This is a genomic window from Thauera carbonicopians, from assembly GCF_025699485.1.
Lineage (GTDB): Bacteria > Pseudomonadota > Gammaproteobacteria > Burkholderiales > Rhodocyclaceae > Thauera.
The window spans coordinates 1-20,742 of the sequence record NZ_JANUXN010000011.1 but is presented as its reverse complement, the minus strand read 5'-3'; the positions used below and the strand labels follow the sequence as shown (position 1 = coordinate 20,742).

The following is a 20,742-nucleotide window of genomic DNA, read 5'->3' as shown; positions in this document are numbered from 1 at the left end:
GCAGCCGGCGTCAGACGATGATGCCGCCGCCGAGACAGACCTTGGATTCGTAGACCACCACGCTCTGTCCCGGCGTCAGCGCCCACTGCGGCTGGGCGAAGGCGATCTCGGCGCGCCCGTCGGCGATGCGGTCGATCTCGCACGGCATGTCGGGCGTACGGTAGCGCGGCTTGGCGGTATACACCCAGTTGGTGTGCGGATCGCGGCCGGCGATCCAGTTGAGATCGGTCGCCACCAGGCGGTCGCGCAGCAGCGCCGGGTGCTCATGCCCCTGCACCACGTACAGCACGTTGGCCTTCACGTCCTTCTTCGCCACGTACCAGGCCTCGTGCTCGCCGGCCTCGTCCTGGTTGCCCTTGATGCCGCCGATGTGCAGCCCCTTGCGCTGGCCGATGGTGTGGTACATCAGGCCCTGGTGCTCGCCCAGCACGCGCTCGTCGTCGAGCGAGCGGATCTCGCCCGGCTGTGTCGGCAGGTAGCGCATCAGGAACTCGCGGAAGGGCCGCTCGCCGATGAAGCAGATGCCGGTCGAGTCCTTCTTGGCGGCGACGTGCAGACCCGCCTGCTCGGCGATGCGGCGCACTTCGCGCTTGTACAGGGTGCCGAGCGGGAACAGGGTCCTCGCCAGTTGCTGCTGGTTCAGGCGATAGAGGAAATAGCTCTGGTCCTTGGTGCCGTCCTCGGCCTTCAGCAACTGGTATTCCCTGCGGCCGTCGTTGTTCCATTCGCGCACCTGGGCATAGTGGCCGGTGGCGATGCGCTCGGCGCCCAGCTGCATGGCGTGGTCGAGGAAGCAGCGGAACTTGATCTCGGAGTTGCACAGCACGTCCGGATTCGGCGTGCGCCCGGCCTCGTATTCGCGCAGGAAGTCGGCGAACACCCGGTCCTTGTATTCGGCGCTGAAGTTGACGACTTCCAGATCGATGCCGATCACGTCGCAGACCGAAGCCACATCGACGAGATCCTGCCGCGTCGAACAGTAGTCGGAATCGTCGTCGTCCTCCCAGTTCTTCATGAACAGGCCGGTCACCTCGTAGCCCTGCTGCTTAAGCAACAGCGCCGTCACCGACGAATCCACGCCGCCGGACATGCCGACGACCACTTTCATGCCGTTTCCATCCTGCTTACTGGACATTCGGTCCACCTCCATTGAGCCATTCGGCAAGCGGCAGCACCACCGCCGGCTCGCCATTGTCGACGAACCAGCTGTCGACCGCATAACGTTCGCCCGGACTGGGCGCTTCGGCACCGTCCGGGCCTTCGACGATCATCCCATCTTCCGTGCAGTTGCAGCGCGCCAGCGCCGAACCCGGCGGCAGCCGCTCGATGCGCTCCGCCGGTGTCAGTTCCTCGATCACCGCACTGAAATGCTGGAAGATCAGCCAGGAGCGCCGCTCGGGCTCGAGCACCCGGTGAAAGCGCAGCGCAGCGCGCGACTCCAGCAGCTTCAGCAGGCGGGTCGTCGAAGTCGAATGATCGATGCAGTCCATGCGGCCTTCGACGCCGCCATCGAGATAATTGCCGCCGCGATCCGCGCCCACCGGCAACTGCCGGCCGGCCACGCGATACAGCCGGCCCACCGCCTCGCCGAGCAGGGCGCGCTCCTCCGCCGCGCTCCGCGCCATGTCCAGCCGCGCGGCCAGATTCGCCAGCTCGGCCGCGCCGTAGCGCGCCACACCCTCGCGCGCACAGCCGTAGCCGTAGCAGATGCCGACTTCCGCGTCCGCTGCCTGCGCGCCCGTCGCGGCCTGCACCAGGCCCGCGACAGCCAGCAGGATCGCCAGGCAGATGCCGTGCATGCTCCGCCGGATCAGTAGTGCCGCAGCAAGGACAGCGGGTGGCGCTGCCCCGCCAGCCAGTCCTCGATGCACTGCAGGAGCAGCGGGCTGCGATGGCGGCCGGCGGTGGCGCGCACCTCGTCGATCGTCATCCACACCGCGCGCACGATGCCGTCGTCGAGGCTGCGCCCGGCCTCCTCGCCCTCCAGCCGGCCGCCGTAGGCGAAGCGCAGATAGGTGACATCGCCCTGCGGCCGCGTCCATTGGTAGATGCCGACCAGGTACTCGGGCACGAAACGGTGCGCGGTCTCTTCCAGCGCCTCGCGCGCCACCGCCTCCAGCAGCGATTCGCCGCGCTCCAGATGGCCCGCGGGCTGGTTGAAACGCAGTCCGTCGGGCGTATGTTCCTCGACCAGCAGAAAGCGGCCGTCCCGCTCGATGACGGCGGCGACGGTGACATTGGGTTTCCACTCGCGATCGATCAAGGCCAGCTCCTTCGACGACAGGCCGGCATTCTAGCGCGCGCCGGCAGCTTTCCCCACCGCCGCAAGGCTTTCACCCGCATAAAGTGGCGTTCGCAGGCCCTGCCTTTGCGCTAGAATCCACGGGTTCCGCCCGCCGGACGCGGGCTGCCGAATCAACTTTCCTGAGGTGGAGAACCCAATCATGTCCATGGCTGATCGCGACGGTTTCATCTGGCAAGACGGCAAGCTCGTTCCGTGGCGCGAAGCGACCACGCACGTGCTGACCCATTCCCTGCACTACGGTCTGGCCGTCTTCGAAGGTGTCCGCGCATACAACACCGCCAAGGGCACGGCCATCTTCCGCCTCGCCGAGCACACCCAGCGCCTGATCAATTCCGCCAAGATCTACATGATGGACATCCCCTACTCCAAGGATGAACTCATGGAAGCGCAGAAGGAGGTCGTGCGCGCCAACAAGCTCGAATCCTGCTACCTGCGCCCGCTGGCCTTCTACGGCTCGGAAAAGATGGGCATCTCCACCCGCGGCTCGACCGTGCACGTCGCCATCGCCGCCTGGCCGTGGGGCGCCTACCTCGGCGAGGACGGCCTGGAGAAGGGCATCCGCGTCAAGACCTCGTCCTACACCCGCCACCACGTCAACTCGACGATGCCGCGCGCCAAGCTCGCCGGCACCTACCCCAACTCCATTCTCGCCAACCTCGAAGTCACCAAGATGGGCTACGACGAGGCGCTGCTGCTGGACAACCAGGGCTTCGTCGCCGAAGGCGCGGGCGAGAACCTGTTCATCGTCAAGGACGGCAAGATCTACGAACCCGAGATCGCCTCGGCGCTGACCGGCATCACCCGCGACTCGATCATCACCGTCGCGCGCGAATTCGGCTACGAGTTCAGCTCCAAGCGCCTGACCCGCGACGACGTCTACCTCGCCGACGAAGCCTTCTTCACCGGCACCGCGGCCGAAGTCACGCCGATCCGCGAGCTCGACGACCGCATCATCGGCGAAGGCAAGCGCGGCCCGGTCACGACCAAGCTGCAGGCCCGCTTCTTCGACATCGTCAATGGCCGCGCGCCGGAATACGAGCGCTGGCTCGCTTACGTCTGATCTCCACGCAAGAGGACCCATCCATGGTCGAGAACACCGACAAGACCCAGGCCGTCGCCATCACCGCCAAGGACCTGCCGCTGCATTGCCCGCCGCCGGGCGCGCCGCTGTGGGCCCGCCACCCGCGCGTCTTCCTCGACGTGCTGAAGACCGGCGAAGCCGTGTGCCCCTACTGTAGCGCGCACTACATCTTCACCGGCGAACATCCCAAGGGCCATCACTGAGCCCATCCGCCGCGCGGTTCCGGCCGCACGGCGCCGAGGACGACGAGGGGGCCGATACCGCCAGGTATCCGCCCCCTGTTCTTTTCCGGCCACGCCGAGGATTTCGCACGCACCCTGAAACATCCTGCCTCGACGGCGCCGCCTGACCGGCAAGCCCACACGGCATACAATGCCGGCTTTCGTCCAATCCACGCAGCCTCATCCATGACCTCGAACCGCCACGCCCTGCCCGCCCCCGAAATCTTCAAGGCCTATGACATCCGCGGCATCGTCGACACCGTGCTGACGCCGGACGCGGTACGCGCCATCGGCCATGCGCTCGGTTCCGAAGCCGTCGCCCGCGGCCAGCAGGCCATCGCCGTCGGCCGCGACGGCCGCCTGTCCGGCCCGGCGCTGGCCGGCGCCCTGGCCGACGGCATCCGCGCCGCCGGCGTGGACGTCATCGACATCGGCTGCGTGCCGACGCCGCTGACCTACTTCGCCGCCCACCACCTCGGCTGCGATTCCTGCGTCTCGGTCACCGGCAGCCACAACCCGCCCGACTACAACGGCCTGAAGATGGTGCTCGGCGGCCAGACCCTGTACGGCGACATGATCCAGGCCCTGCGCACCCGCATCGCCGACGACGACCTCGTCCGCGCCGCCGCGCCCGGCGCACTGCGCACCGCGGACGTGACCGAAGCCTATGTCGAACGCATCGTCGGCGACGTGAAGCTGGCGCGGCCGATGAAGATCGTCATCGACTGCGGCAACGGCGTCGCCGGCAACATCGCACCGGCGCTGTTCCGCCGCCTCGGCTGCGAGCTGGTCGAACTGTTCTGCGAGGTCGACGGCAGCTTCCCCAACCACCACCCCGACCCGTCCAAGCCGGAGAACCTGCAGGACGTGATCCGCGCGCTGCGCGACACCGACGCCGAACTCGGCTTCGCCTTCGACGGCGACGGCGACCGCCTCGGCGTGGTGACCAAGGACGGCGAAATCATCTACCCCGACCGCCAGTTGATGCTGTTCGCCGAGGACGTGCTGAGCCGCGTGCCCGGCGGCGAGATCATCTTCGACGTCAAATGCACCCGCAAGCTCGCCCCCTGGATCCGCGAGCGCGGCGGCAAGCCGACGATGTGGAACACCGGCCACGCCCTGGTGAAAGCCAAGCTCAAGGAAACCGGCGCGCCGCTGGCCGGCGAGATGAGCGGCCACATGTTCTTCAAGGAGCGCTGGTTCGGCTTCGACGACGGCCTCTATTCCGGCGCCCGCCTGCTCGAGATCCTGTCCGCCCGCGCCGACGCCAACGCCGCGCTGAAGGCGCTGCCGGACTCGATCAGCACCCCCGAACTGAACCTGAAGATGAACGAGGGCGAACCCTTCGAGCTGGTGAAGCGGCTGAAGGAAGCCGCCCGCTTCGACGACGCCCAGGAAGTCATCACCCTCGACGGCGTGCGCGTCGAATACGCCGACGGCTTCGGCCTGGCGCGGCCGTCCAACACCACGCCGGTGGTCGTGCTGCGCTTCGAGGCCGACAGCGCCGAAGCGCTGGCGCGCATCCAGGCCGACTTCCGCCGCGCCATCGAAGGCGTGTGGCCGGGGCTGGCACTGCCGTTCTGAGGCCGGGCCCAGCCGCGCTCGCGGCTGGTGACGCTGCAATCAAGCCGTTTCTGAACACATGATCAGGAACGGCTTTGTACTTTCTTTGGGGTTTGATCGGCATCAAGTATAGAATCGCGCCGCGCATCAATAGTAATAGGTCTCATTTCATTAGAGCATCGCTCAGTCGAAACGCCTGCCATGACCCATCGCCCTCTGTCCAAGAAAGGCTGGCTTGCAAATTACTGCGAGCTCATCGGCGGTTGGCGGCGCAGGCCGGACACCGATGACGACGCCCTGGATGCCCTTCAGGATGCCGCGCTGCGCATGCTCGAAGCCGGTGTGTCCAAAGTGGCCAATCCGGTCGCCTATCTGAAGCGCAGCGTGCGCAACCGCAAGATCGACGCACACCGCCACCAGACTGCCTTCCCCAGCATTCCCCTCGATGAACTCGACGACCAGACCGCATCCGACATGCCGGGCCCCGAAGCCGAAGCGCACGCCCGCAAGCTGCTCGCCGACCTTCAGACGGCACTGGAAGAACTGCCGCTGGTCTGCCGCCAGGTCTACATCCACCACCGCATCGAAGGCTGCACGCATACCGAAATCTCGCAGAAGCTCGGCATCTCCACCGACATGGTGGAAAAGCACATGACCCGGACGGTTCGCCACCTCGGCAACCGTTTGCAACACTACGCCTGATGCTCCCGTTCCGACCTTTCCTGCAGTCATCCGTCTACCGGATGTGAAGGGCGCCATCATCGCATCACACATCGCCGAATCTTTCCACCCAACCGCAACCCGCCCTTCCACGCAGGCAATGACCTCAGACTCGCCTCCCGAATCCTCCGCTTCCTGTGATGACGCCGCGGACTGGTACGTCCGCCTGCATTCCGGCAGGGCGAGCGATGCCGATTTTCACGCATTCGAGCAATGGCGGCAGGCCAGCCCGGAACACGACCGGCAGTACCGCAAGGTCTGTCGCATCTCCGACGCGGCCCGCCTGCTGTCGCCCGAGGCGGTGCGCACGATCCTGGAACAGGACGAACGCCCGGCCACACGACGACAGCCTTCACGTCCATCGCGGCGCGCTTTCGCCTTCGGGCTCGTGGGCGCCTGTTGCAGCGTGGCGGCCATGGGCGTGCTGTATCGGCAAGGCGTGTTCGACGCACCGCTCGATACGCAGCGCCTGCAGACCATGCGCGGAGAGCAGCGGCAACTGGTCCTGCCGGACGGCTCCATCCTCCACGCCAACACCGGCACCCTTGCGGTTGCACGCTTCTACGAAGGCAGGCGGGCCATCGAGCTCCAGCACGGCGAAATCTTCTTCTCCGTCGCGCACGACACACGGCGCCCCTTCGTCATCGATGCGGGCTTCGCCGAAATCACCGTCACCGGCACGCGCTTCAACGTATCGCGCACCGATTCGGCGGTACAGGTCGCAGTGGAATCCGGCTCGGTCAAAGTATCCAGCGGCCACTGGTGGAACCGGCAGGCCCACCATCTGACCGCAGGCCAGAAGGTGAGCGCCTACCCCGACGCGCCACTGGAAGCCGTCCGTACCGTCGCCATCGCCAACATCGCCGCCTGGCAGCGCGGCGACATCGTGTTCGACGACACCCCGCTCGCGCTGGCGCTGGAAGAACTCAATCGCTACCTGCCACAGCCCGTCCTCCTGGACGATGCAGCCCTTCGCAGCCACCGCATCTCGGGCATCTTCCGCGCCAGCAAGCCGGAAACGATGCTCGACATGCTGCCCGACTTCGCCCCGGTCAGCGTGCACCGGCAAGCGGACGGCCGGATGCGCATCCTGCCGCGCTGACGCTAGGGCGGCAGCCCCTGTTCAAGCCTTGCAAGCCCTTGATCCGCAAGAAAAAACAAAAATAGTTCGCATTCTCATTCCGGAAATCCTGCTCTTCATCCGTCTATAGGAAGAGCGGCTCTCTCGCAGCGCCGCTCAACAAGCACCAGTCCGCACATATCGCCCGTACAGGCAGCACGGACCGGCCTTTCCATCTTCCTATCTACGACACCACGAGAACATGAGCAGGAAAAAAACGCCCGCCGACACACGCCGCAGTTGCTCGCCCGCCTTCCGGCTGTGCATGACCCCCCTGGCGTTTTCGATCGCCATCGTCGCCGGCTCACTCCCGGCGAGTTCATGGGCGCAGGAGACGCCGATCTCCATCGCCATTTCCCCCCAACCGCTGGGGCAGGCACTGCTGCAACTGGGCAAGCAGGCCGGACTGCAACTGTTCTTCTCGCAGGAAACCGTGGCGGGCTACGACGCACCGGCAATCAGCGGCTCGCTTTCACCCGACGAGGCGCTGCAGCGCCTGTTGGCAGGTACGGGCATCCAGTTTCGCCGCACCGGTGCCAACGTCACGCTGTCGCGGGCAGCGCCTCCGGCAAATGCAGTGGCACATCTGGAAACGGTGACCGTCACCGCCGAACGGACCAAGGACGAGGTCGGGCATGACAAGGTCTACCACGAAAACACCACCAGCATTTACCAGGACCGCGAGCAATTGCAGCGTTTTCAGGCCACCAACCCCGGTGACGTATTCAAGGGCATGAACGGTGTGTACAGCATGGACACCCGCAGCAGCCAAGCCATCACCCCCAATATCCGCGGCATTACCGGCGAAGGGCGCACGCCGCTGACCATCGACGGTACCGAGCAATCCACCAACGTCTGGCTGCACGCATTCGGCGTCGGCAACCGGAGCTATGCCGACCCGGCGCTGTTTCGCAGCATCGAAGTGGAAAAAGGTCCGTCGCTGAGCAGGGGCATCAAGAGCGGTGTGGGCGGAGCGGTGAATATCCGCACCATCGAAGCCAGCGACATCATCGCCGATGGTGAGAGCTGGGGTATCGAAGCCAACCTGAGGGCTTCCAGCAATACCAAAAACCCACGCTATGACGCCACCTCCCTATATGGCCAGGACTATCGCGACTTATCCGGCGCACAACTCAACGGTGTAGTCGTCAGCCCATATCTCAAGCAACCACGCACTCAGAATAATGGAAATTTCAACCTCGATGATCATGCTGAAATGCTCACCATTGCTGCGCGCAACGATTTCATGGACATTCTGCTGTCGCGCAGCGAACGCACTTCGGGGAACTATTACGCCGGCAAGAACAATGTAGACCGATACTTGGGCCACGATCCATACGATACCCGAAGCACCAAGGTGTACACGCCAAACTTGGCCAAGTTATACGGGGCGGGCAGCGAAGTATTCAGCACTGCCAGTGAAACCGGCACCACACTGATAAAAAACAACTGGTACCTGCCCGATCAACAAAGAATCGGTTTGCAGTTCATGCGCACCGACACCACTTTTGGTGAAACAACTCCAGGCTCCTCCATCCTGACATGGGGGTATCTGGAGGATATCGATCTGCGTGAGCCCGACCGTGATCGGTCGCAGGAAACGGTGGTTTATGAGAACCCGCATTCCAAACTAAGACTGGATAGCTACAAGCTAAGTTACGACATCAAGCCCGAAGGTTCCAACTGGCTGAATCTGGAAACCAGCCTGTGGCATACGAAAGCAGAAGGAATCCGCTACCAGACAGGATCCAGCCCGTACGCCATCGACATGGACGAGCAGACGCAGACTGCCATGCAGAGCTGGAGGCTCATTAAAGAGATGTACGAAAGCCTGGGCATGCCTTTTGTCCCAGGCATGCCATGGTACAACCCGGAGCCGGACCATGACGGCACCATTGTCGCCAATGGTCGGCAGTGGACCAGCCATGATCGCACAGGCTTTGACTTCAGTAACTTGATGCGTCTTTCAAGCACGCTGCAACTCACCCTGGCTGGCAGCTATCAGAAAGAAAAGCTGGATGATCGGGTAGAACTGAGCAAGAGCGTTACCAACGGCCTGGCACCCGACGGCTCGCTGCTGAATATTCAGACTGACCGTCTCGGCCCGCGCTCAGGCGAACGCAAGGAATATTCGGCCATGATGAATCTGGCCTGGCAGGCAAACGACTGGCTGACCCTGACGGCTGGAACACGCTATCTGCGCTATAGCGGCAAGGATACCGGCCTGGCCAAGCTGCGCCGTCAGCGATCCGAGTTTCATAAAGCAACCCGACGTGCCACCGGACTGGAATTGCAATATTTGGAACTGATGACTCCTGAGGACAAGGCCGAGCTTATCCGCCTGAGAGCGGAAGCGACAGCAGCGTCGATTGCGACCGACATGAACGACCCAAGCAACTTCAAGGAATGGACATTTCGGAGTTTTGCAACAGACGGCCCAACTCCTTATACCACCAGCAGATTCCCTACAGAAAATCCTGCGTTTAGAATGGCGGCCCAGAACTTGTTGAATTTTCTGTCTGAGCGCCGTGCAAATCCCTTTGGCAATACCGATCAAATCGAATACCTAGGAGAGACGGCGGCGGAAATTGGAATTGCAAACTTGTTTGTGAGTGGCGGCTATATACACTCTCCAGCTAGAGACAGCCAATTTGCAACCGACGACTGGGGTAGCTACTGGATAAAAACCGCGCTGCTGCCCAACAAAGACGGCAAGTTCGATTCATCGCAGAACCCCTTTGCCAATGGCGAACTGGATGCCAGTGAAATGGTGGATGATCCATACAACCCAGGCAACACTGTAAGCAGGGCCAAGGGAGGAGAGATCAGAACGAGATATGAACTGCTGGATTCAGGCAAGGCCTGGGAAATGCCGCAGGAACAATCGGGCAGCGCCTTCAGCCCCGTCTTTACCGCTACCGCCAAAGTCGGTCCATTTGGCACCGCCTTCGTCCGTTATGCGCAAACCACCCGTTTCCCCAATATCAACGAACTGACCAGCAGCGCCATTGTTGACGGCAACGGCCTCCAGGGCTCCTTGGCAGCAGGAGCCAGCAAACCCGAGCGCAGCACCAATTGGGAAGTGGGTTATGCCCATGACCTGACGCAGTTCTTCCCCAGCCTGGGTTTTGCGGATGTGCGTGTGAGCTACTATGACACCGAGATCAGGGATTTTATCGAGCGGGCCAGATTGTACGATCTCATTCAGTACGACAAGAAGAAAACCAGTGGCGTGGAACTGCAGTCTCGCTTCGATAGCGGACGCTATTTTGGCAGCCTGGGTGCGACCTACAGGCTCAAGCAGAAGCTTTGCGACAAAGACTACGCCTCCGAACTCGATCCGTTCTACAACCGGATTCCGCACTGCATGACCGGGGGCTTTCCTGGAACCTATAGCGGCAGCAGCCTGCAGCCAAAATACAGCATCGATCTGCTGCTGGGCACCCGCTTATTGAATGGGCGGCTTGAATTGGGCTGGCGCAGCGTTTACCACGCCGGGGCAGAGAACAAGCAATTGGATCGCCTCCTGGCCTCGGAAGCAGGTCCGGATTATTTGCTGCCAAGAGATGTGTGGTTCCGAGGTGGAGTAGATACATTCCACTGGCGCTCGGTGTTGCTGCATGATTTCTACGCCAACTTCAACGTGAATAAGCATGTTTCCTTGAATCTGGGCATCACCAACCTGACTAATGAATATTATCTGGATCCGATGTCCAAGGTGCTGCTACCGGGACCAGGACGCACGGTAACGGCAGGCATGAAGATCAGCTTCTGATTTTTGCTGGTTTTTCTTAAAAACCAGTTTTCGTCAATCTCGATATGAGGATGTAGAAATGAAAAAATATGTTCTGGCTTCGGCCATCATCGCCGCAGTGAGTAGCAGTGCATCATTTGCTGCGTCACCTAATGTCCAAGGCAACAGCTCCGACACCACTTCTGGCAAGACCTTGGTGGCCACGGGTTCGTCGAACCACTTCATGTTTGGCGGCGGAAATTCTGGCCTGCGACTGGCAAACAGCTCGTTCGGCTACATCGATCTGGCCAAGGGCCCCATTAAAGGCTCGAACACTGCCATTACCAATCATGGCAATGGCGGGATCATGACGCTTTCTGACATGGGTCTGGTCGGTTCGACCAAGATCGCTCAGGTATGGAAAGACACCGAATCGGTCAATGGCACCGCCAACAACCAGTACGCCAACTTTGCCATCAACAGCGTGCGCCAGATCACCACCCTGTCGTTTGCACCACAATTTGGCGGCCTGGTGATTGGACAGGTCGGCCAAAACAGCGTTGGCGCGGGCGCAAACCCTGTCGTTCCACTTTCGATTGGGCAAGGAGTGTATTTTGGCGAATGGACCCCAAGAGCAACGGGAACGCCGCCCGACGACAGCACCAATCTGAATATGACCAGCGCTCAGCGTACCGTCTGGTATGTGGGTGACAATGCGGTCACTAGCGCCAGCATGCCCACAGCAATCAACGCCACTTATGCTGTAATTGGTATTAGTCAGACAGGCACTGATGCCAGTGGCAATACGCTGCCAGGCGGCCTTCCGGTTAATCTGAACCTGTACAAAGGGAAACTGGATGTTTCTTACACAAGTGGTTCAGGCACTATTGGTGCAGGTTCCAGCAACAACAGCATCAGTCGAGTGGTGGGCGGTGTAACCCACACCATCAGCTTCGCTGGCACGACCATCAACAGCAACGGTACCTTCAGCAACGGCAGCACCATTGAAGGCCGCTTCTACAATGGCGCTGAAGCCTTGGCAGGTATGTATACCAATGGCACGCTGCCTAACGCCGCCTTCGGCGGCAGCAAGGTCAGCGGCACCATCACGCCTTGATGCCTGACCACTCTCCACTGGCGGCCACCAGTGGAGAGCGTCAGACGGGCGATTCCGGGTGAATCCTCATCCGGGCATCGTTTGGCACGGGTAGCACCTTTGGAGGCCGGTTCGCCGGCCTCCATTCTATTCCTTCCATCCTCGCCGGGAAAATCCGATGTTCCATCGCTTCAAGGCCCTGGGGTTCGCCCTGGCGGCTGCTTTCGTGCTGCCCGCCGCCTGGGCGGATGACGACGACACCCGTTTTCTGCTGGACCAGACTCAGCGCGCGCTCGGGCAGAAGGCGCAGGCCGAGGAGGCGCTGGCCGCGCCGCCGGGCTCACTGCTGTACGAAGGCAAGGTGTACGAAGTCGGCAACACGCTGGAGGAACTGGAGCCGGCCATTTACGTGGCCATCAACACCGGGCAATGGTCGCATCTGCCGGATTTCGTCTCACGCTATCGCCTGCTGCGGGGGCACCGCCCGGCCCTGGTGGCGATGGCCGACAGCCTGCTGGCGCGCTTCCGGGGCGATTACCCCACCGCCGTGCGCCGCATGCAGGACGCCAGCGCGCTGGAACCCGGCGACGCCCGCATCCGCCTCGAACTGGCGCGGCTGTGGTTCGAGGACAGCCAGGACAAGCGGGCACAGACAGGTTTTGCCCGCGCGCTCGAAGCCGGTCTGCCGCCCGATGCCCAGGCGATGGTGCAGCAATACCACCAGGCGCTGGACATCCGTGCCGGCTGGCATGGCACCGCAGCAGTAGGCTGGGGCTACAACGACAACATCAACCAGGCCAACGGCTACCGAAGCTGCGAAACCTACATCCCCGTGCTGGGGCTGTGCGCTTTCGAGCGGATCATGCCGGACGCCATCGGTTCTCAGATGGTGAATTACGAGCTGTCCATGCAGCGCCGCTTCAACCTGCGGGGCAACCATAATCTGCAGCTGCGCCCGCTCAGCTACGGCAACTACTACTCGCGCACCAACCCTTCGGACACGGCCAGCATCAAGGACTACAGCACCAACCTGGCGATCCTGCAGGCGGGCTACCAGTATCTGAATGCGCGCGACAACATCACCGTGACGCCTTACCTGGAGCACTACTACCGCAATCGCCACAGTGAATATCTGGCGCACGGCCTGCAATTGGAGTGGCGCCATGCGCTGAGCCCGAGATGGCAGGTGGGCACCAGCCTGGACGCCAAGCGCTACGAGTACACGTCGCGAGGACAACTGGCCGGCGCGGACTACAAGCAGTACCAGTGGGGTGTGAGCGCGAGCTTTTCGCCGCAGCCGGCGACGGCGCTCTATGGCGGGCTGGACCTGACACGAAAGAAATACGAGGTGGCGCAGGCCAGCAGCAAGGACTGGGCGCTGCGCGCCGGCATCTACCACCAGTTTGCCGGCGAGGCGGGCCTGTTCATGAACGTGCTGGGCATTTACCGCGAGATGCGCAGCGACGCCTTCGACGGCTTCCTGGGCGCGCGGCGGCACGACAGGCAGGCGATCTACATCGCCAGCCTGGGCGCGAACGGCTGGAAGATCGCCGGGCTGGTGCCCGAGCTGCGGCTGCGCCACAGCATCAACCGCAGCAACCTGGACTGGGCCTTCGGCTTCCGCCAGACCGAGGCGAGCATCATGCTGCGGCACAATTTTTGAGCAGCCGACTGCTCCACGCGTTTCCGGCATTGACGTTTTCCACCTGCTGAATGGAGAATGAGAAGCGTTCCCTTCTTTGCGCCGCCCAGCCGGCCAGCTTTTTCTTCTTCCCGGGTCGTTTCGTGTCCGCAGCCCCCAATGTCGCCGAACTCTACAACGAGCACCATCGCTGGCTGCTGGGCTGGCTGCGCCACAAGCTGGGGTGCCAGCAACAGGCTGCCGATCTGGCGCAGGACACTTTCCTGCGCATCCTCGGTAGCCGGCGGGAGCCGCTTTCCGGGGTGCGAGAGCCGCGTGCCTACCTGACCACTATCGCGCATGGGCTGGTCATCGACCATTACCGCCGCCGCGAACTCGAACGCGCCTGGCTCGAATCGCTGGCTGGAGAGGAGGCGGCGATGGCGCCTTCGCCGGAGCAGAGGCAGCTCGTGCTCGAGGCGCTGATGGAAGTGGATCGCCTGCTCGACGGCCTGTCCGCCAAGGCCCGCGCGGCATGGCTGTACAATCGTCTGGACGGCCTGACGCATGCGGAGATCGCCGCCCGGCTCGGGGTCTCGGTGCCGCGCGTGCGCCAATACCTGACGAAGGTCGCCCGCCAGTGCTACGAACTGCGCTATGGCACGGCCGAATGAAGCAATGAACGCCTGTAGGCGCGACGATGACAGGCCCGTCTCGCGGCGGGTGCTCGACGACGCCATCGCCTGGCAGCTGCAGCTCGACGGCGTGGCCGCCGGGCATCCGGACCGGGCGGCTCACAAGGCCTGGCTGGCTGCGCATCCCGATCATGCCCGCGCCTGGCGCCAACTGGCACAGCTCGATGACGAGCTCTGCGCGCTGCCCAGGCAGGCGCCGATCCGTAGTGTCCTCGTCCGCAGCAGGCGCCGGGCAGGGTGGAAGGAAGCGGCCGGCACGCTCGCGCTGGCCCTTGCCGTCGGTCTCGGCACGCTGCTCGTCGATCGCCATCAGCCCATCGGCGGCCTGCTTGCCGACTATCGCACCGGGACCAGCGAACGGCGGACCGTCACGCTGCCCGACAACACGGTCATCGTCCTGAACGCCCGTTCCGCGGTGGATGTCGATTTCGGCGCCGACACCCGTGCGCTCCGCTTGCGCGCAGGCGAAGTCCACATCGAAACCGCGCATCGAGACCCCGCCGAAAAGCGCCCCTTCATCGTCTTCACCGCCGATGGCAGCCTGCGTGCGCTGGGGACGCGTTTCATCGTCCGCCGCGACGATGACGGCACCGTGCTCACCGTCACCGAATCCGCCGTGCTCGCCCGCGCCGCCGCCTGCCCGGCCGAGCCCGAGGCCGCCTGCGCGGCCGAACAGCGGGTCGATGCCGGCCAGCGCCTGTATCTGACGGCCGACGCGCTCGGCACCGTACTGCCCGCCGCGGCCGATGCCGAAGCGTGGAAGGAGGGGATGCTGGTGGTCGACGGCGAGCCGCTCGCCGCCGTCGTCGCCGAACTGGCCCGCTATCGTCCCGGACTGTTGCGGGTGGCGCCGGACGCCGCCGGCCTGCGCGTAACCGGCACCCTGCCGCTCGACGACGGCGAGCGCGCGCTCGCCGTCCTGGCCGCATCGCTGCCGGTGCGCGTCGTCAGGTATGGCAACTGGCTGGTGAGCATCGAGGCTGCGCCCGCCCGGTAAGTTTTTTTCGCCGGGCTCTATCACTTTTCCGGATTCGTTCGGCAGACAGGGGAAAGAAGCTTTTTCCCGATCATTTCTGGAGCCTGCCGCATGTCTGCCCCATCCCATGTCCACGCCTTTCCGCTGCGCCCGCTTGCCCTGGCCTTGCTGCTGACCCTGAGCGGAGCGAGTTCCGCCACGGTCCTAGCTCAGTCCGCCGCCGGTAGCCATGGCTACGACCTGCCGGCCGCGCCACTCGCCGCCACGCTCAACCGCATCAGCCGCGAAGCCGGCCTCGCGCTGACCGTCGATACCGGCCTGGTGGGCAACCGGCAGGCGGCGCCAGTACGCGGCCAACTATCCCCGGAGCAGGCCTTGCGCGCCGCATTGCAAGGCAGCGGCCTTGAACTGGTGAAGATCGCTACGGATACCTACACGCTGCGCCCGGTGCTGTCCGAGCTTTCGGGCGAAGACAGAGCGTCGACGAGTGCGACTGAGCTGAAGGGGGTACTGGTTACCGGTGAGCGCACCAAGGACGAGGTGGGCCATGACAATGTTTATGAGAAGGACATTTCCAACCTGTACGTCGACCGTCAATACATGGAGCGTTACCAAGGCGTATCGGTAGGCGATGTCTTCGCCGGCATGAACGGCGTGTACAACGCCGACAATCGCCACGGCTCGGCGCTGTTCCCGAACATCCGCGGCCTATCCGGCAACGGCCGCGTCCCGGTCACGGTGGACGGCACCCAGCAATCGCTGGACGTCTGGATGGCGCTACGCGGCGTCAACAACCGCAACTACGTGGATCCCAACCTCTTCCACAGCGTCGAGGTGGAAAAGGGCCCGTCCATGACGCGCGGCATCAAGAGCGGCATCGGCGGCTCGGTCAACATCCGCACCATCGAAGCCGGCGACATCATTGCGCCGGGGCAAAGCTGGGGCCTGGAATTCAAGGCCAGCACCGCCAGCAACTCGGTCAAGGACGGCTACAACCCGTTTGCAATCGAAGGCAAGGATTACCGCGACATCCCCGGCGCCTTCACCGCCAGCCCCTGGGGGGCCGGTTCCGGCGTCGCGTTCCTGAAACCGCAGATGAACATGCACAAGCGCAGCGACGTGTCGCACTTCAATGGCGACGACCGCAAGGTGTTCATCAGCGGCGCCTACAAGCACGACGTATTCGACGCAATGCTGGCCTACAGCGACGCCCGACGCGGCAACTACTTTGCCGGCACCAAGGGCGCCGACCGATACGATGCGGAAGTTCGCCGTGGCGCAAGCGGCAGCAGCCTGTACCCCTACATGGCCAAGATCTACGCGCCGGGCTACGAAGTCCCCTATACCAGCACCGCCGCCGAAAGCATTCTGGCCAAGAACAACTGGTATCTGCCCCACGACCAGAAGATCAGTTTGTCATACACCCACAACCGGCTCGAGTTCGGCGAAATGCCCGCCTTTGCGTCCGAGGTCTACAACACAGTTGTGGAAGCCGACCCCTCCCTGCAACTGGCTCGCACCCAATTCCAGTACCCGTTTCCCAATAGCCGCGTCGACCAGAAGACTTACCGGATCGGCTACGAGATGAAGCCCGAAGACTCCCCCTGGCTGGATCTGGAAATGTCGCTGTGGCGCACTGAGAACAAGAGCACGCGCTACCAGAACGGCGACGTCACCTATCAGGTCGGCGGCCGGGACATGGGCTGGGATCAATGGACGCAGTGCAAGTACCACCCCAATGCCGCCAACGACGAATTATGCCAATTGCTGACCATGTTCGGTATGTTCGACCCCGACAATCCGCCCGACAAACTACCCAATACCGACGGCCAGTACAACGTTTTCATCGGCAACCGGATGGACACCCACGCCGTGCGCACCGGGCTGGATCTCAGCAACCGCTTCCGCCTTAGCAACAGCCTGGCACTGACGGTAGCGGCCGACTGGCAGTACGCGCGCAACCGGGATCGCATGGCCATGGAAAACGACGGCGTGATGGGCATGGGCCAGAGCAACGTGGCCTTCGGGCCGGCCTCGGGCCGGCGCGAGGAATACGGCGCCGGCATGAACCTGGATTGGAAAGCCAGCAGCAGACTGCAACTCAGTGCCGGAGTCCGCTACGGCAGCTTCTGGGGCCACGACGATGAAACCGACCGCCGGCGCGACGAACAGCATCCTTTGTGGGCCAGAAACGGGATCAATACGCATCAAAACGTCGCATACAGGCAGGCATGGAGCAATGAAGAGGTAGCAATGCAGAAAGCGGTATATGACGCCACATGGAACTCTATCAATAACCCGGGCGACCAGGCCGCTCAGGAGCTGAGCTCCAGGCTCTTTCGGGAGTGGGAGGAATACAAGGCGGCCAATAATTATCAATACAGCCAGTGGGACTACGATCTCAACCACGAATACTGGAAGATGCAAGTACCCATCGAATTGCACGACGGCAAAGCCGATCGCAACCAGAACCCCTATTACAACGGCACGGTCGATCTGGCCGAAACCATCGACGTCCAGGGCCGCACGCTGCCGAAGTACCAGCTTGACGACAGTCCCGGCGGTTATACCTCCGTACGCCCGGCCGCTCCCTGGCAGCACACGGAAAGACAGCGCAGTCACGCCTGGTCGGCGCAACTGGCCGCGTCCTACCTGCTGACCGACCGCGCCCGCGTCTACGGGCGGCTGTCCAACATGGCGCGCTTTCCCAGCATCATGGAATTCTCCAACCGAGCGGGCTCGGTAGGAGAGTTTCCCTACGCCCTCAAGCCCGAGCGTAACCACGCATGGGAAGTGGGCATGGCCTACGACCTGGGCGGCCTGCTCGACAGCGTGCCGGTGGCCGACGTCAAGCTGAGCTACTACCACAACACCATCAGTGACTTCTACGACCGCACCAGCAACATGAACACCATCCAGTTCGACCGCAAGATCATGAGCGGACTGGAATTCCAGAGCCGCTTCGATACCGGCCGATTCTACGGCGGCCTAGGCGCCACGCTGCGGCTGCGCCAGGACATGTGCGACGCAGACTACGCAGTGCAACTGGACCCGGTCCACAACCGCTGGTCCAAGTGCATGCCCGGCGGCTTCATCGGCACCATGTCCTACTTCAGTCTGCAACCCAAATACTCGGTTAACCTGGATCTGGGCACCCGTTTGCTGGAACACAAGCTGGATCTGGGCATGCGCATGCGCTACCACAGCAGCGCCAACAACAAAAAGATCGAACGGATCGCCGCCGCGGAAAGAAACACGCCTGCGTGGGATGGAACCGGCCCGCGCCCTCCCGTCAGCCTGCTCGGCGGTGCAGCGCCCACGTACTTCTGGCGGCCGGTGATGCTGCTTGACGCCTATGCCGAATACAACTTCAGCCGCCAGCTCAGCGCCCGGCTGTCAGTAGAAAACCTGACCGACCGCTATTACCTGGACCCCATGGCGAAGGTGCCGATGCCAGGGCCAGGCCGCACCGTGCGGCTGGATCTGGCCTTGCGCTACTGAGTATCCCTCCCTCGCTCTTCATCGGTTTTTTGCTGGTTTTCATCCAAGAACCAGCGTTTCTCATCCTTCCATGGAGAAAATCATGAGATTCGGTGGCAAGCGCTAGGAACACTTGCCCTGAAACGATCTAGCTAGTCAGCCAGCATGGAGGCCGGTCCGCCGGCCTCCATTCTAGTCAAGCCTTCCCTTTCTCAGAAACTCCCATGTCCCTGCGTCGTACCGCCACGTTCTGCCTGCTGCTGGCCTGCCTGCCCTTCTCCACGGCCCGTGCCGATGATGACGACACCCGCTTCCTGCTCGATCAGACACGCCGTACCGCCGAGCGCCGCATGCAGCCGGTGGAGTCGCTGGTGGCTCCGCCCGGCACCGTGGTGCACGAGGGCAGGATCTACGAGGTAGGCAACAATCTGCAGGACCTGGAACCCGCCATCTACATCGCCCTGAACACCGGGCAATGAGACCGGCTGGTGGAGTTCGTCGGCCGCTACCGCCTGCTGCGCGACTACCGCCCCGAACTGGTGGACATGGCCAACGGCCTGCTGGCACGCCATCGCGGCCTCTACGGCCAGGCGCTGGAACACCTGAGCCGCGCCCATGCCGCCAACCCCGGCGATGCGCGCATCCAGCTGGAACTGGCCCGTCTGCAGTTCGAGGACAACCGCGACGCCGATGCCCGTGCCACCTTCGAGCTGGCCCGCAGCAGCACCCTGCCGGACTACGGCCGCGTGCTGACCGAGCAATACCTGTCGGCACTGGATGCGCGCGCCGGCTGGCACGGCAACCTGGCCTTCGGCATGGGCTACAACGACAACATCAACCAGACCAACGGTTCGCGCGACTGCCTGAGCGAGTTCTGGGGCATCTGCCTGTTCGAACGCAAGATGCCCGACCCCATCGGCTCCGCCATGCTGAACTACGAGTTGGCGCTGGAGCGCCGCTTCAATCTGAGCGCCAACCACAACCTGCTGCTGCGGCCGGTCAGCTACGGCAGCCATTACCGGCACGACGATCCCCAGGCCCTGATGGGCGTGAAGGACTACAGCAGCAACACCGCGCTGCTGTACCTGGGCTACCAGTATCTGGATGCGCGAACCAGCGTCAGCATGCTGCCCTACGTGGAGCACTACTACCGCGACGGCTACACCAACTACCTGGCCCCCGGCCTGCAACTGGAATGGCGCCACGCGCTCGACAACCAATGGCAGATCGGCGGCTCGCTGGACACCCGGCGCTACCACCACAAGGACCGGGCGCAGCGGATCACCAGCGACTACGACCAGTACCAGGCCAGCCTGTTCGCCAGCTACATGCCTACGCCCGTCACCTCGATCCACGGCGGCATCGACGCAACGCGCAAGAAATACGAGGTGGCGCAGGCCAGCAGCAAGGAGTGGACGCTGCGCGCCGGCGTCTACCACCAGTTTGCCGGCGAGGCGGGCATGTATGTGAACCTGCTGGGCATCTACCGCGAGATCCGCAACGACGCCTTCGACGGCTTCCTGGGTGCGCGGCGGCACGACAGGCAGGCGATCTACATCGCCAGCCTGGGCGCGAACGGCTGGAAGATCGCCGGGCTGGTGCCCGAGCTGCGGCTGCGCCACAGCATCAACCGCAGCAACCTGGACTGGGCCTTCGGCTTCCGCCAGACCGAAGCGAGCCTGATGCTGCGGCACAACTTTTGAAGTCCGGCCTCCATCGATCAAGAAAGCACGAAGAACGAACGATACAGATAGACAAACAAAGTGGGCACGATGACATCGACAAGAAGCAGAACGGCGCCTGCAATCAAGGAGCAGCGGAATGCCCTTGATAGTTCTTTATCGAAAACAGCGTAATGGCTAATCAGCAAAAAAACAAAAAAGAACACCAGAACCTTGAAAACCTTGATTGCCAAAAAAGCCACGCCCCCTCCTTCTTGACTTTTTCAGTATTGAGATCATTGCAGCATAGCCATCATTCATACCAAGGAAACGCTGGTTATTTCCCAAGCATGCCTTCCCGAGGACAGCCCAGTTTGAGATACGGTGGTCTGCACAGATCAAGTATTCCCCTGACACCGGCCCCGGGCCGGTGTTGTTTTACGCAGCTTCCATCATCGGCACTTCGGGCT

Annotated in this window: 17 protein-coding genes; 13 read left to right on the top strand and 4 right to left on the bottom strand. The window is 62.9% G+C overall.

The window, feature by feature from the left end; translation table 11 throughout:
- Positions 1-10: 10 nt before the first annotated feature.
- The 3 genes from mnmA to NX068_RS13950 are packed head-to-tail and all read right to left on the bottom strand — an operon-like array spanning position 11 to position 2,263.
- A complete protein-coding gene (gene mnmA / locus NX068_RS13960; protein WP_263461963.1) occupies positions 11-1,108 on the bottom strand; it encodes a tRNA 2-thiouridine(34) synthase MnmA in 1,098 nt (365 codons plus the stop codon).
- A 16-nt stretch (positions 1,109-1,124) separates the two neighbouring features.
- A complete protein-coding gene (locus tag NX068_RS13955; protein WP_263461873.1) occupies positions 1,125-1,799 on the bottom strand; it encodes a hypothetical protein in 675 nt (224 codons plus the stop codon).
- Positions 1,800-1,810: 11 nt separating this feature from the next.
- Complete coding sequence (locus tag NX068_RS13950) at positions 1,811-2,263, bottom strand: NUDIX hydrolase (RefSeq protein WP_263461872.1); 453 nt, start codon at positions 2,261-2,263, stop codon at positions 1,811-1,813.
- A gap of 181 nt (positions 2,264-2,444) precedes the next feature.
- Here NX068_RS13950 and NX068_RS13945 point away from each other — a divergent pair, with 181 nt between their 5' ends.
- From NX068_RS13945 to NX068_RS13885, 13 genes are all read left to right on the top strand, one after another.
- On the top strand, positions 2,445-3,365 hold the full coding sequence (locus NX068_RS13945; protein WP_263461871.1) for a branched-chain amino acid transaminase: 921 nt from the start codon (positions 2,445-2,447) through the stop codon (positions 3,363-3,365).
- 23 nt (positions 3,366-3,388) lie between these two features.
- The gene (locus NX068_RS13940; RefSeq protein WP_263461870.1) at positions 3,389-3,589 is read left to right on the top strand and encodes a zinc-finger domain-containing protein; all 201 of its coding nucleotides are present in this window, start codon (positions 3,389-3,391) and stop codon (positions 3,587-3,589) included.
- Positions 3,590-3,793: 204 nt separating this feature from the next.
- Positions 3,794-5,191, top strand: a complete 1,398-nt coding sequence (locus NX068_RS13935; protein WP_263461869.1) for a phosphomannomutase/phosphoglucomutase — start codon at positions 3,794-3,796, stop codon at positions 5,189-5,191.
- 180 nt (positions 5,192-5,371) lie between these two features.
- Positions 5,372-5,872, top strand: a complete 501-nt coding sequence (locus NX068_RS13930) for an RNA polymerase sigma factor (RefSeq protein WP_263461868.1) — start codon at positions 5,372-5,374, stop codon at positions 5,870-5,872.
- Positions 5,873-5,990: 118 nt separating this feature from the next.
- Positions 5,991-6,992 (top strand): FecR family protein, encoded by a 1,002-nt coding sequence (locus NX068_RS13925; RefSeq protein WP_263461867.1) that lies wholly within the window; start codon positions 5,991-5,993, stop codon positions 6,990-6,992.
- A 220-nt stretch (positions 6,993-7,212) separates the two neighbouring features.
- Positions 7,213-10,785, top strand: a complete 3,573-nt coding sequence (locus NX068_RS13920) for a TonB-dependent receptor (RefSeq protein WP_263461866.1) — start codon at positions 7,213-7,215, stop codon at positions 10,783-10,785.
- Positions 10,786-10,843: 58 nt separating this feature from the next.
- Positions 10,844-11,860 (top strand): HupA family protein, encoded by a 1,017-nt coding sequence (locus NX068_RS13915; RefSeq protein ID WP_263461865.1) that lies wholly within the window; start codon positions 10,844-10,846, stop codon positions 11,858-11,860.
- Positions 11,861-12,017: 157 nt separating this feature from the next.
- Positions 12,018-13,502: a porin family protein gene (locus NX068_RS13910; RefSeq protein ID WP_263461864.1), complete on the top strand. Its 1,485-nt coding sequence runs from the start codon at positions 12,018-12,020 to the stop codon at positions 13,500-13,502.
- Between the two features lie 122 nt (positions 13,503-13,624).
- Positions 13,625-14,134 (top strand): sigma-70 family RNA polymerase sigma factor, encoded by a 510-nt coding sequence (locus NX068_RS13905; RefSeq protein ID WP_263461863.1) that lies wholly within the window; start codon positions 13,625-13,627, stop codon positions 14,132-14,134.
- A 4-nt stretch (positions 14,135-14,138) separates the two neighbouring features.
- Entirely contained in the window at positions 14,139-15,152 is a 1,014-nt protein-coding gene (locus tag NX068_RS13900) for a FecR domain-containing protein (RefSeq protein WP_263461862.1), read from the top strand.
- Positions 15,153-15,296: 144 nt separating this feature from the next.
- The gene (locus NX068_RS13895) at positions 15,297-18,632 is read left to right on the top strand and encodes a TonB-dependent receptor (RefSeq protein ID WP_263461861.1); all 3,336 of its coding nucleotides are present in this window, start codon (positions 15,297-15,299) and stop codon (positions 18,630-18,632) included.
- Between the two features lie 203 nt (positions 18,633-18,835).
- Positions 18,836-19,090 carry a hypothetical protein gene (locus NX068_RS13890; RefSeq protein WP_263461860.1) on the top strand — a complete coding sequence of 85 codons (255 nt, stop codon included), beginning with the start codon at positions 18,836-18,838 and terminating at the stop codon, positions 19,088-19,090.
- Between the two features lie 9 nt (positions 19,091-19,099).
- Positions 19,100-20,314, top strand: a complete 1,215-nt coding sequence (locus tag NX068_RS13885) for a surface lipoprotein assembly modifier (protein WP_263461859.1) — start codon at positions 19,100-19,102, stop codon at positions 20,312-20,314.
- A 17-nt stretch (positions 20,315-20,331) separates the two neighbouring features.
- Here the strand turns inward: NX068_RS13885 and NX068_RS13880 are convergent, their stop codons facing one another.
- The gene (locus NX068_RS13880; protein WP_263461858.1) at positions 20,332-20,535 is read right to left on the bottom strand and encodes a hypothetical protein; all 204 of its coding nucleotides are present in this window, start codon (positions 20,533-20,535) and stop codon (positions 20,332-20,334) included.
- Positions 20,536-20,742 lie beyond the last annotated feature (207 nt).